The organism is Arcicella sp. GW458-12-2-14-TSB2, assembly GCF_059423785.1.
Map to the genome: position 1 here is coordinate 1 of NZ_JBWKYN010000164.1, position 13,590 is coordinate 13,590.

General features: G+C 34.9%; 11 protein-coding genes and 1 tRNA gene. 10 read left to right on the forward strand and 2 right to left on the reverse strand.

Annotated features, from left to right (window positions below):
* The first annotated feature begins 187 nt into the window (after positions 1 to 187).
* The 8 genes from AC07XN_RS19200 (at position 188) to AC07XN_RS19235 (ending at position 9,726) form a co-directional block, all read left to right on the forward strand.
* Positions 188 to 2,179, forward strand: a complete 1,992-nt coding sequence (locus AC07XN_RS19200) for a DUF349 domain-containing protein (RefSeq protein ID WP_494744213.1) — start codon at positions 188 to 190, stop codon at positions 2,177 to 2,179.
* 205 nt (positions 2,180 to 2,384) lie between these two features.
* A tRNA-Thr gene (locus AC07XN_RS19205) sits at positions 2,385 to 2,460 on the forward strand.
* Positions 2,461 to 2,703: 243 nt separating this feature from the next.
* Complete coding sequence (locus AC07XN_RS19210; RefSeq protein WP_494744214.1) at positions 2,704 to 2,907, forward strand: hypothetical protein; 204 nt, start codon at positions 2,704 to 2,706, stop codon at positions 2,905 to 2,907.
* A 155-nt stretch (positions 2,908 to 3,062) separates the two neighbouring features.
* Positions 3,063 to 3,365, forward strand: a complete 303-nt coding sequence (locus AC07XN_RS19215) for a hypothetical protein (RefSeq protein WP_494744215.1) — start codon at positions 3,063 to 3,065, stop codon at positions 3,363 to 3,365.
* A gap of 24 nt (positions 3,366 to 3,389) precedes the next feature.
* Positions 3,390 to 5,402 (forward strand): NAD(+) synthase, encoded by a 2,013-nt coding sequence (gene nadE / locus AC07XN_RS19220; protein WP_494744216.1) that lies wholly within the window; start codon positions 3,390 to 3,392, stop codon positions 5,400 to 5,402.
* A 57-nt stretch (positions 5,403 to 5,459) separates the two neighbouring features.
* Positions 5,460 to 6,083 (forward strand): HAD family hydrolase, encoded by a 624-nt coding sequence (locus AC07XN_RS19225; RefSeq protein WP_494744217.1) that lies wholly within the window; start codon positions 5,460 to 5,462, stop codon positions 6,081 to 6,083.
* 64 nt (positions 6,084 to 6,147) lie between these two features.
* Positions 6,148 to 6,912: a type III pantothenate kinase gene (locus AC07XN_RS19230; RefSeq protein ID WP_494744218.1), complete on the forward strand. Its 765-nt coding sequence runs from the start codon at positions 6,148 to 6,150 to the stop codon at positions 6,910 to 6,912.
* A 327-nt stretch (positions 6,913 to 7,239) separates the two neighbouring features.
* A complete protein-coding gene (locus tag AC07XN_RS19235) occupies positions 7,240 to 9,726 on the forward strand; it encodes a TonB-dependent receptor (RefSeq protein ID WP_494744219.1) in 2,487 nt (828 codons plus the stop codon).
* 103 nt (positions 9,727 to 9,829) lie between these two features.
* Here AC07XN_RS19235 and AC07XN_RS19240 read toward each other — a convergent pair whose 3' ends face one another.
* Positions 9,830 to 9,994: a hypothetical protein gene (locus AC07XN_RS19240; RefSeq protein WP_309912027.1), complete on the reverse strand. Its 165-nt coding sequence runs from the start codon at positions 9,992 to 9,994 to the stop codon at positions 9,830 to 9,832.
* Positions 9,995 to 10,198: 204 nt separating this feature from the next.
* Complete coding sequence (gene pgeF, locus AC07XN_RS19245) at positions 10,199 to 10,942, reverse strand: peptidoglycan editing factor PgeF (protein WP_494744220.1); 744 nt, start codon at positions 10,940 to 10,942, stop codon at positions 10,199 to 10,201.
* 138 nt (positions 10,943 to 11,080) lie between these two features.
* On the opposite strand from pgeF, the gene AC07XN_RS19250 reads away from it, so the two are divergent.
* Together AC07XN_RS19250 and AC07XN_RS19255 are read left to right on the forward strand one after the other, a co-directional pair.
* On the forward strand, positions 11,081 to 11,863 hold the full coding sequence (locus AC07XN_RS19250; protein WP_494744221.1) for a polysaccharide deacetylase family protein: 783 nt from the start codon (positions 11,081 to 11,083) through the stop codon (positions 11,861 to 11,863).
* 38 nt (positions 11,864 to 11,901) lie between these two features.
* Positions 11,902 to 13,272 carry a M20/M25/M40 family metallo-hydrolase gene (locus tag AC07XN_RS19255; protein ID WP_494744222.1) on the forward strand — a complete coding sequence of 457 codons (1,371 nt, stop codon included), beginning with the start codon at positions 11,902 to 11,904 and terminating at the stop codon, positions 13,270 to 13,272.
* The last annotated feature ends 318 nt before the right edge of the window (positions 13,273 to 13,590 follow it).

A 13,590-nucleotide genomic window follows, 5' to 3' on the forward strand; every position in this document is an offset into this window, starting at 1 on the left:
AAGAAAGAGAATTTGATATTTTCTTTTAATGATTGAATCTTTAATTCATTATTTTTAGTAATAAATTTAAACCGGCAATAATTTACTGTCTGTCAGCAGGTAAAAAACCTGATTGTTAAATGTCTATCTCAAATGTAACAGTAAACTGTAATGAAACGTACATTTTAGTGAGCTGTCAAAAGAACGCATGATTAACGAAGAAGCAAAAGAAATTAAAGAAGAAATCGAAGCACAAGCTATCGAAGTAACAGAATCCGCAACAGACCCAAAAGCGGAAGACGTCTCTATTATTGAGGTTGCAGAAACCTCTGAACCAATTGAAACAATCTCTGAAGTACTACCTGAGCCTATTCTTGTATCAACGATACTTGAAACTAGTGAAGAACCAGAAACAATTGAAAACCAATTGATTGATTATTCTAATTTTCAAAAATCAGACTTTGTAAATACTTTAGAAAAAGTACTTGCTGATGTAAAAGAAAATCCGTCTATTGGCATTTTTAGGAAATCTGAAGATACTTTGAAAGAGATTCGTCCATTGTTTGAACAAATAAAAAGTGCTGAAAAAAACGAAGCATTAGCAAAGTTCAAAGAAAGCAATGATGGTTCTGAAGATGGTTTCGAATTTAAGCCTGATACTTTAAGTGAACAATTCGATAAGCTTTTCAAAGCCATCAAAGAGGAACGTTCTAAGTATTTTGCCAACATTGAGAAGGAAAAAGACAAAAATTTCAGTCAGAAAACAGTATTAATTAATAGACTTAGAACGCTTGTTGAAGGGGAAGACAGCAACGATCCTGCACATATCAAGTCTGGTTTTAATGAATTCAAGAAAATTCAGGAAGAATGGAAAAGTGCTGGAAATGTAAACTCACCACATAATAATACGCTTTGGCAGACATTCCATGCACTAGTCGATAGATTTTATAGCAACCGCAGTATATATTTTGAATTATTAGAATTAGACCGTAAGCGTAATTTACAGCACAAAATAGAATTGTGTAGTAAGATTGAGAAAATTGCGGAAACGTCTAAAACTGAAAATGTTACTGGCAAAATGTTAGATGAAGCCGTAGCAACGTTTGAAGAATACAAGCACATAGGGCCTGCTCCGAAAGAAGAAAATGAACTTATCTGGCAAAGAGTAAAAGATGCTTTAGATATTATTTATGGCAAACGCCGCGAACAATTAGAAGCCTCAAAAGCAGAAGCAGAACAAGTATTTGGTTTGAAATCATCTATTGCAGAACTGATTCAACCATTTGCAAGCTTCAATTCAGCCTCTATTACAGAATGGAACGACCGCACAAAGGCACTTTTAGCTTTACAAGACCAATGGAATAATATCAAAGGTTTTATGCCTAAAGAAAAAGGCAAAGAATTAAGTGATAAATTTTGGTCAGATATTAAAACGTTCTTCCGTAACAAAACAGAATTTTTCCGTTTGTTAGAAATCAAAAGAGAAGAAAATTTAAAAGCTAAGAATGCTATTATTGAAGAAGTAGAAGCATTGTTGGCTAATGAAGATGAATCTCAAGAAGCTGCTAACACAGTTATTCGTTTGCAAAAAGAATTCCGTGAGATTGGTCATGTTCCTGAAAAAGACAAAGACATTATCTATACAAAATTCAAAACAGTTTGTGATGCCTTCTTTAATGCTAAAAGAGCGAAAAACCAAAGCATAGAAAAAGAGTTTGAAGCAAATTTGGTAAAGAAAACAGCACTTTGTGAACAAATAGAGAAAGAAGCCGTAGAAGGAGCTGATACAGCTAGATTAGCTGAATTCAAATCGCAATGGGCATCAATTGGGTTTGTTCCTAAAAAGGAGATGCAAAATATCGGAAAACGTTATATCAATGCCATCAACAAGTACGTAAGTGCGATGGCAAAACTTTCTGGTAGAGAGCGTGAGCAACTAAGTTTACAGAATGAAGTTGAGATGGTAAAATCTCATGGAGAATCGCCAAAAGATTTAATTCGTAAAGAAAACGATATTCGTCGTAAAATGCAGACGATAGAAAATGATATAGCTGTTTACAGAAATAACTTAGAGTTTTTTGCAAAATCTAAAAATGCAGACAAGCTTCGTCAAGATGTTGAAGCAAAAATTCAAAAAGCTTCAAAAGAATTATCAGATTTGAAACATCAAATTAAGATAATCAGAGAAGCAGAAAAGTGAAAATCACTAAAACAGGGCTAATTTCAACGTTAGCCCTGTTTTTTTTGAAAAAAAATTTCAAGCTTAATCTTTTGACATTCAGAAACTTGCAAAAAAGTTTAACAAAATGTTAAAAATTTATTCTTAAAACGTTTGGAGAGTATTACAAAACCTACTAATTTTGCATCACGATAAACGAAGAACATCTCGCTAATCGTTGAGAAAAGCCTTCTTAGCTCAGCTGGTAGAGCAACTGACTTGTAATCAGTAGGTCATTGGTTCGATCCCGATAGAAGGCTCCAAAATTACAAAAACCCTTCATGCATGGCGTATGAAGGGTTTTTTGTTTGAAAAATACTGTCCGTTTGAAATTGCTCTCAAAGTCCCTATCTTATTGGTTAGAATAAACAATTACGATTAGTTTTATTCATTCACTTCCCTTTATACCATTAAATATTATATTTCCCTTCGATAGTATATAAAAGCAATAAGTAAGTTGAATTACTTTCTAGTTTTTTAATTAAATTTGATAAAACAATAAAGCTATGCAAACATACTCTGTTGAAATATTGAACCCCAAGGCATATAAATTATTGAAAAATTTAGCCGATTTAAAATTAATTTCTTTTAAAGAAGAAAAACCTTCTAAAAAGGAATTAACTGATTTTCAAAAAAAATTACTAGAAGGTCCTACATGGACAGAAGAAGAATATCAGACATATTTAAAAAATCGTGACATTACTTTTTAATAGCTACCTTAAATATTAATCATTTCAATAAAGTAAATCGTTTAAGAATTGTCAGGATATAAATATTTAATTATCCTTTGTCTCCTCCAAATCTTCCCTCCTTTTTTTCGATATGTTTTAAAATGGTGTATTTTTGTTTTGCAAACTCAATGCTGATGAAATATAATCCTCATTTTTATTTATTTCTTTTCTTACTTTCATGCTTTACACTTTCGGGATGCATTTGGGCAAGGCGCTGTCCTGAAAAGACTTGTCGCGTAGCTACTGAACATAAACACGAAGGGGGAACTTTTCGTCCCCGTGCAGCATTCTCTTGGACAACGACCAAAAAACATTGGCCGTGGAATCCTGTTAAAGGAAGCAAGAAGTTCAATGGTAAAAAAGATAAGAAATCTGGCAAGACTAAATTTAAATATACCCTTCCTGGGGAAAGAGTCAATTTCGACAAAAAGAATTAGTCTTAGCTATTCAACATACAACATATGAATCTAATTAAAGTATCTGCCGGAGTGGTTAATCAAACGCCTTTGGCATGGGAAAGTAATAAAAACAATATCATTGCTTGTATCGAAGAGGCAAAAAAACAAGAAATTAGTCTTTTGTGTTTACCTGAGCTTTGTATTACGGGCTATGGTTGCGAAGATATGTTTTTTGCACAAAGCACTTGTGATACTGCTTTAGAGATATTAGAAGACATCGTTTTGCATACTTCTAGTATAGCCGTATGTGTAGGGTTGCCTATTCGTATTAATAATCATATTTATAATGCAGCTTGTTTAATCGTCAATAAGCAAATCAGAGGTTTCGCTTGCAAAAAGACGCTTGCTAATAATGGCATTCATTATGAAACCCGTTGGTTTCAGCATTGGCCAGCTGGTGAAAAAACAGAATTAAGAATTGGAGAGTTTACTTATCCTGTAGGCGATTTATTGTTTGAAGTAGGTGGTGTAAAAATCGGCTTTGAAATTTGTGAAGATGCTTGGATTGCCAATCGCCCGGGAAGAGAACATTATTTAAAGGGCTGTGATATCATTCTCAATCCCACAGCTTCACACTTTGCTTTCTTTAAGACCCAAACCCGCGAACGCCTCGTTCAAGATGGCTCTCGTGCTTTTGGTGTTGCTTATATTTATGCCAATTTATTAGGTAATGAGTCTGGTAGAGCCATTTTCGATGGCGATGCCATGATTGCCCAAGCTGGTGAAATGTTGGTATCTGGTACAAGGTTTTCGTACAAAGATTATTATTTAACCACAGCAGTAATCGATTTAGATAAAATTCGATTAGAACAAAGCCAGAATTTATTCCACTTTAAGGCTTCAAATGCTATTCAAGTGCTTTTTGATTATCCAGACATCCCTCCTTTCAAAAACCATTATGCAATGGAACATTGGGAAGCCAATGGTTTTCAAAAAGAGGAAGAATTTGCAAGAGCTATCGCTTTGGCATTGTTCGATTACCTCCGCAAATCTCGTTCAAATGGCTGGGTAATTTCGCTTTCTGGTGGTGCAGACTCCTCTGCCATCACGGCCCTTTGTTATTTAGCGATTGAGTTATCCGTACAGGAATTAGGCTTGGAGGGTTTTAAACAAAAATTAGGATACATTAAAGCTATTCAATCGTGTAGTTCTGTCGCTGAATTATCGGCTACTTTGATTACTAACGTATATCAAGGCACACAGAATAGTTCTTCAGATACGCGCCATTCGGCTACTTCTTTAGCACAAGATTTGAATACTACTTTTTATGATATTGATATTAATGGTTTGGTAGAAACCTACAAAGGATTAATTCAAGGGGCTATCGGAAGAGATTTGTCTTGGCAAACGGATGATATTGCCCTCCAAAATATTCAAGCGAGGGTGCGGAGCCCAAGTGCTTGGTTATTAGCAAATATCAATAATGCGTTGTTGTTATCAACCTCCAATCGCTCAGAAGCATCTGTTGGCTATGCCACTATGGATGGCGATACTTCTGGGTCAATATCACCCATTGCAGGTATCGATAAGCATTGGTTGCGTCACTGGCTACGTTGGTTAGAAAACACAGGTTTGGGCGGAACACTAAACATTAAGGGCTTGAATGCAATGAATAATTTGCAGCCAACAGCTGAATTACGTCCGCTTGAAGCCAAGCAAATAGATGAGGAAGATTTGATGCCTTACGATTTATTAAATGCTATTGAAACTTCTGCTATTCGTGATAAGAAATCTCCGACAGATTGCTTTAAAATCATGGAGGTGGAATTTGAAGGTATTTATTCACGTGAGCAATTAATGACGTCTATCGAGAGGTTCTTTAAACTTTTTGCTAGAAATCAATGGAAACGCGAGCGTTATGCACCAAGTTTTCATGTGGACGACCGCAACCTAGACCCTAGAAGCTGGTTAAGATTTCCGATTTTATCAGGAGGTTTTGAAAGAGAAATTGCTGAAATGCTAGAATATGCTAATAATGCTGGAAAAGGAAAAAGACGAGGAAAAATTGGTTTCTAATAATTTCTCAGACTAAACTCAGAGCAACTAGCTAGCTATCCAATAACAATATTCAACATGTCACAACAAATAAATACTTTAATCTTTGATTTAGGCGGTGTATTAATCGACTGGAATCCGCTTTATGTTTTTAACGATGTAATTCCAGACGAAGAAAGAAGAAATTACTTCTTTGAACACGTTTGCCCATATCATTGGAATGAACAACAAGATGCTGGAACTCCCATTGCACAAGCTACAGCTGAAAGAATTGCACTTTTCCCTGAATGGGAACATGAAATTTCGGCTTATTATGGCCAATGGGTAAAAATGTTGGGCGATCCTTTTCATGGTACTGTTGAAATTCTAAAGAAAGCGATTGATTCACCTAATTATCGAGTTTACGCACTTACAAACTGGTCGGCAGAGACTTTACCGATTGCTAGGTCGCTTGAACGTTTTGAGTTTTTGAATTGGTTTGAAGGTATTCTAGTTTCTGGAGAAGAATTTATGCTAAAACCACATCCTGAAATTTATGAAACCATCCTGACTAGGTATAACATTGATAGAACCAAAGCTGTTTTTATTGATGATAACATCAAAAATATTGTTGGTTCAAAAGCTGTCGGTTTAGAGGCTATCCATTTTCAGTCTCCCGAAACTTTAGCAGAAGAATTTATTAAATTAGGCATTAACTTATAAGACATTTTAAATCAATATAAAATACCTCTTCGCGATAAACCACGTCGTGGTTAATTATTAAAATATGCTACTAGCCATAGACATTGGTAATACCGACATAGTTTTCGGAATTCACAATCAACACGCATGGATTCATCAATTTAGGATTCCTTCGGATTCGTCTCGTCGTTCTTCTGATTTTGAAGCAAAGCTTCGCTTGTTTTTCTTAGAAAATGGTTTAAAAATAAGTGAAATCAATTACTCGATTATTAGTTGTGTAGTACCTGATTTAAAAAGTACGCTGAAAGAAATGGTACAAGAAATGATAGGTATCGACCCTATTATTATTGGCCCAGAAATGTATGACCAATTGAAAATGGAAATTTTGAGTCCTTATGAAATTGGTACAGACTTAGTTTGTAATGCTACTTATGCTTACTATACTTATAAAAAAGCCTGTCTGATTGTAGATTTCGGCACTGCCCTTACTTTCACAGTAGTATCTGGTGAAGGTAAAATATTGGGGGTTTCCATTGCTCCTGGGTTAAAAACAGCGGTAAAATCTTTATTCTCTAATACAGCTCAGTTACCCGAAGTACCCTTAGTCATGCCAGAATCTGCCATTGGTAAAAATACCGTTCATGCCATTCAAGCGGGTATCCTGTGGGGATATGTAGGGATGGTTCGTGAGATGATTATGCAAATTAAAAAAGAAGTTGGTCAAGATTGTTTGGTTTTAGCCACTGGGGGGCTTTCGTCCATTCTAACACCACTACGTGACGAATTTGATGAGGTAGATAAATTACTTACGTTGAATGGACTAAAAATCATTTCTGAAATTGTAAAATAGCTTAAAATTTATTTTCCAAATAGGCGACTTGGTTCAACACTAAGTCGCCTATTTTTTATTCATGAAAATCTTTTTTTATTTTTTTCAAATTTACCTGCAACCTTTTTCTTTTACCCTGCATCTTAGCTACAAATTACTCCTTTTATCGTTCCCTTTTTTTTAGTTATGATATTGTTTCAACCATTTATCCTTTAGGGAAGCCGATTAAGTAGTTTGCATAACAAGGTAGTAGGCATAAAATTAATTTTGTTTCAATAATCATCCAAGATAATTTCAGTTTAAGCAAAAGTTTAGCCGATAAATCTAAAAACCTAAAATTCATTCATCATGAAAACAATTTTTTACTCATTCCTTATCTTATTTAGTTTATCTACTATTAAGGTACAAGCTCAGGGGAAAATCTCTGGACAAATTACTGACGATAAAAGTAAAATTGTAGAATTTGCTACTGTTACATTGTTGAACGCCAAAGACTCATCTCTAGTAAAAGGGGCATTGGGCGATGTAAACGGCACTTTTGAGTTCGAGAAAGTAAATTATGGTACTTATATCATTAATATCTCGCAATTGGGCTATAAAAAATACTATACGCCAAAATTCATTCTTTCGGCTGAGACTTCTAATATCAAATTATCAAAAATAGTATTATCAGAAGATTCTAAGCAACTAGGTGAAGTACAGGTAACGGCTAAAAAACCTTTTATAGAGCAACAAATAGACAAAACAGTCGTAAATGTTGAAAATTCAATTGTATCGGCTGGCAATACTGCTATTGAAGTTTTAGAGAAATCGCCAGGTGTTACGGTGGATAAAGACGGAAACATTTCGTTGAAAGGAAAGCAAAATGTGATGGTAATGTTAGATGGCAAGCCAACGTATATGTCTGCTAGTGACTTAGCTAATATGCTTCGTAACATGCAAGCAACTCAGTTAGATAAGATTGAAATCATGACTAACCCTCCTGCTAAATATGATGCCGCAGGTAATGCAGGGGTAATTAATATCCGCTTGAAAAAGAATCAGAATACAGGTTTGAATGGTTCGGCAAATATTGGTTTAGGATATGGGCCTTATAAATCTTTACCAAAAGAAAGTGCTGGGCTAAACTTAAACTATAGAAGTGGGAAAGTGAATGTGTTTGGAAACTTCTCTGCTAATGATAGAAAAAGCTTCCAATATCAAACAATTAACCGTAAGTTTTTTGAAAATGGAAAAGTGATTTCTGGTTTCGACCAAGTGGGCGATAATGATAGAAGAAACAATTCTTTCTCTTACAAAATGGGTGCTGACTATTTCCTTGACAAAAAGAACACCATCGGATTTTTGTTCAATGGAATGAATGGAACTTGGAAAGAAGACTTAAACAACGAGACTTTAATCAAGAATGCAACAGCACAGTTAGATACTACATCAAGAACATTAGGAGCAATCAACAACAATTGGGGTAATTATTCAACCAATATTAACTTCAAACACGTGATTGATTCTACTGGCAGAGAAATAACTGCTGACTTAGATTATGCACGATATGATGCCAACAATTCTATGAAGTATCGTACTTCAAAATATGATACTCAGAATATTTTGCGCCAAACTAGAAATGAAGATGGTTTGACTGATTCTAAGATTAATATTTATTCTGCTAAAGTAGATTTAACTTATCCTATCAACAAAACATCAAAGTTTGAAACAGGATTAAAATCAAGCTATGTTCATTCTGGAAATGATATGAGTTTTGTATTCCTAGTGGGCGATTTAAATACGCCTGTGCTAGACCCAACGCGTACTCGTGATTTTGTTTACAAAGAAAACATCAATGCTGGATATATCAATTACTCAAAAGAGTTCAAAAAGGTAAGTATGCAACTAGGTTTGAGAGTTGAGAATACAAACGGACAAGGTACTTTATTAGGGAAAGAATTATTAAACAGACATTATACCAACTTTTTCCCAAGTGTATTTTTCCGTCAGAAATTAGCAAAAGATCATCAATTAGGTTACTCGTTCAGTCGTAGAATAGACCGCCCTAGCTACGAAGACTTAAACCCATTCTTATTCTTTCTTGATCCTTATACTTTCCAGAGAGGTAATGAATTATTACAACCACAGTACACTAATGCCTTTGAAGTATCGCACACTTATAAAGATGCCATTACGACAACTTTAAATTTCAGTAGAACAAATGGTGTAATGACCGAAATTTTGGAACAAAACAATGCCTTGAAAACAACTAACGTAACTAAAATCAATATTGGTTATGTAGAGAACATGGGTATTTCGTTCTCAGTGCCAGTACCAATTACAAAATGGTGGTTTAGTAATACTTACTTGAATTTGTACAACAATCATTACGTAGGTGATATTCCTAAAACGACTATTAACTCAGATGGTACGTCATCGACTATCCTTCAGCCTTTGGATGCTCGTGCTACTACTTATCAAGCTAATATGACACATCAATTTACTTTACCTAAAAAATATACTTTAGAATTGAGTGGTTGGTATATGTCTCCATTTGTTGAAGGACAATTAGCTGGTCGTCCAATGGGAGCTATGTCATTCGGTATTCAGAAAAAATTTATGAATGACAAAGCTACATTGAAATTGAATGTTAACGATGTGTTCTGGTCGAATCAATTCAGAGGGTCATTCATCTTTAACGACATTGATGTACAAGTAACAAATAAATGGGAAAGCAGAGTAATTCGTTTGAATTTCTCTTACCGTTTCGGAAATAGTAAAGTCGCTGCTGCTCGTCAACGTAGAACTGGATTAGAAGATGAAAAGGGACGTGTAAAAAACAGTGGTAACTAAAATGATTTTTCATTACAGTGAAAAATAACTCGAAATCTATTGACTATTGAAAATTAAGAAAGGATGCCATAACCGGCATCCTTTCTTTGTAATGTATAAATTGCTACTTTGTGGCAACGTAAATGTTAGATGGCGTTAAGAAATCGAAAAAACGCTCTAACCAGCCTTTGTCTGCATCATTACTTTTATTTTCTGACGCTTTCAAATTTGTCTTGGGGCTATTTGATTCTTCCAGAATCATCTCGGCCAATAAGGGATAATATTTCATAAATTTGTGTTGTTTAATGAAACGCGATTAATGATTATTGATACTCTAAACTGAGACTCACTTAAAAAGTGATAATCGTTAAATTCGAGTTAATTACTTGACTGACACAAAGTTACGAATAATAGCTTTAACAATTGCAAAAAATATAATTATTCCAATATATATTCTTTAAATACTTCAATTATATTTAATTATTCCTAGAAATCAACCATTTTTGATACCTATTATAGCTAACATTCTTCCTGTTTTCCCTTTTTCTTTTCTATGTGAAAAATAGTTTTCATTGTCTAATACAGTAGAGAATTTTGATATTTCAATATGGTTAGTTGGCACACCTAATGCTAGTAATTGTGCCTGATTGGCTTTCTTTAAATCAACAAAATACTTTGCATTTTCTGCATCAAATCTTTTGAATTGACTATCAAAATTTTGGGCAACCTCCTCGCCTACTTCAAAAGAACATTCATCAATACAAGTGCCTACATAGGCGAAACAATCTTTCGGATTGGTGCCAAATGCTGTGGTCATTTGTGTAATTGTTTTACCAACAATTCCTAAAACCGTTCCTCGCCAACCTGCATGAATGGCTGCTACTGCTTTTTGTGTAGCATCATAAATTAAAATAGGCGTACAATCGGCTATAGTAACCGCTATATATACATTGGCTTGATTGGTAATCAGGGCATCAAAACCATCATAAGAACCTGCCTTTGTTACTGTTAATACTTTATCTTCATGAATTTGATAAGAAAAAGCTACCTTTTCAGCAGAAAAACCCAAAGCTTCATAGAATTTATCTCTATTTTTATGCACATTTTCGAGTGAATCACCAGAATATAACCCTAAGTTTAAGGAATTGTAAGGAGCTTCGCTAAAACCATTTTTACGAGTACTTTCAGCCGCTACCAGTGCTGTAAATTGTTCAAATATTTGAGGTCGGGTAAACATTTTTATGTTTTTTTGGATTTGGAGACTAGAGGACTTTAGGACTGAAAGATTTTAGGAACTTTAGACTAGAGTTCATACCCTAAAATCCTTCATCTTAAAGTCCTAAAGTCTAATATTCCTATAATCCTACAATCAAAAATGAAACTAATTTATATACTATTCTTTTTGTCATTAATAAGCTGTCAAGAGAAAAAAGCTTCCCAGCCTACTGGCATAGCAGTTTCTTTTGATGACCGATTTATTAAAGAATGGTATCAATTAAGACCACTTTTCAAAAAATACAACGCAAAAGTAACATTTTACGTGACACAACCCGATAGTCTTTCCGAAGAAGAAATCATTATGCTACGTCAATTACAAGCCGATGGGCATGAAATTGGTTGTCATGGCGCCATGCACGTAGGCTCGATAAGGTATGTTTGGGAACATTCCATGGATGAATACATGGAAAAAGAAGTCTTTCAAGCGCTCAGGACGATGAAGCGACAAGGATTTAATCCCACAACTTTTGCTCATCCAGGAGGCTCTCAAATTTGGTATATCGATAAAGAGCTATTAAAACACTTTAAACTTTTGAGAGACGTAGCCATAAAAGAAAGAAAAATATTAGGATTTACTTACCGTCGTGAAGTTGAAAACATGGATGAAATATATCATCAATACAACGATAGCCCAAAGGTAAATGCCTTGTTGATTGATGTGGGTAATAATACGACGATAGAAGATATTAAAAAAGGATTAGCAAGAGCTCAGCAGGAAAACAGTGTAATGATGCTTTTTGGGCATCGCCCTTTGCGTATGATCACTCATAAACCAGAAGAATATGGTTTTGATATACATTTTTTAGAGCAAATCTTAGCAGAAAGTGCTAAATTGAAACTTCAATATTTTACAATGAACGAACTTCATTCAGGTTTATGAATTAACACTCATACGCTACATTAACACAAAAATTTTCAATGAAAAAACAAACTACCTTCATCACTACTATTCTTTTATCATTATCATTATCCACTTTTGCCCAAGATAATGATTCAACTGTCATCCGTAAATTCTTTGATGAATCTCTTGCTCGTGGCAAATCTTACGAATGGCTTCGTGATTTAACCGCTAATGTTGGTCCGCGACTAAGTGGGTCTGAAGGGGCTAAAAAAGCCGTGCAATGGGGAAAAGCATTATTAGAAACAGGTGGCTACGACCGTGTTTTCTTGCAAGATGTAATGGTGCCACACTGGGTACGTGGTGCAAAAGAAGAAGGTTATATTTTAAATGGTAAACAAAAAATATCAGTACCATTAGTAGCCTTAGGAGGGTCAATCGCTACGCCTAAAAAAGGAATCACGGCTGAGGTAATAGAAGTAAAGAACTTTCAGGAGCTAAGAGCATTAGGAAAAGAAAAATGCGAAGGCAAAATAATTTTCTTTAATCGCCCAATGGATCCTACCAAAATCAATACTTTTGAGGCGTATGGACAAGCAGGCGACCAACGTCGTAGTGGTGCTAACGAAGCTTCAAAAGTGGGTGCTATTGGCGTAATTATTCGTTCGTTGAGTAGTACAGAAAACGATTATCCACATACAGGTTCAATGACGTATGGAACGGGTGTTCCGTTGATTCCTGCGGCAGCTTTAAGTACAAAAGCCGCTACTTTATTGAGTAATACCTTAAAGGAGAACCCTGCGACAAAATTTTACTTCAAACAATCTTGTGAAACTCTTCCAGATGCGCCTTCTCATAATGTGGTTGCAGAAATTAAAGGTAGCGAACATCCAGAAGAAATTATTGTAGTAGGCGGACACTTAGATTCTTGGGATTTAGCTCAGGGTGCTCATGACGATGGTACAGGTATTGTGCAATCAATTGAAGTAGCTCGTTTGTTTAAAACCTTAAACATTAAGCCAAAGCATACTATCCGAATCGTATTATTTATGAATGAGGAAAACGGAACACGTGGAGGAATTAAATATGCAGAGTTGGCTAAACAAAATAATGAAAAACACATTTTTGCTTTAGAGTCAGACAACGGAGGTTTTACACCTCGTGGTTTTGGGGTTCAAGGTGCTTCTGCGGAATTATTAACTAAAATCCAGTCGTACCGTACTTTGTTAGCACCTTATGGCTTACATGAAATTGAGCGTGGTGGCGGCGGTGTTGATATTGGTCCATTAGCTCCACAAGGAACGGTATTAGTAGGCTTTAAACCAGACGCTCAACGTTATTTTGAATATCACCATGCTTCAAATGATACTTTTGAAACCGTTAACCAACGTGAATTAGAACTAGGTGCTGCTTCGATGGCTAGTTTAATATATTTATTGGATAAATTATAGGTAGTTTTTTAGCATTGAGTGATGAGCTTTGAGCTTTTTTTGCATTGAAGATTTCAGAGCTTAATGATTATCCACATCTTTAAAAGATGTAATTATTGATCAAAGCAATTGAAATTTCAAGCCTTATCACTAGTGAGGGACTTAAGTCCCCCACTAGTGATAAGGCATTGATTATCAAATATTTAACAAATTTAAAATTTAAAGTCATATAAACATGAGTCATCCCGAATTTCAAAATCATAAAACATGAGTCATCCCGAATTTTGGGCAAAATTTGTCCACAAGATATTGTGAATGGCTATTCTTATTCTGTAAATC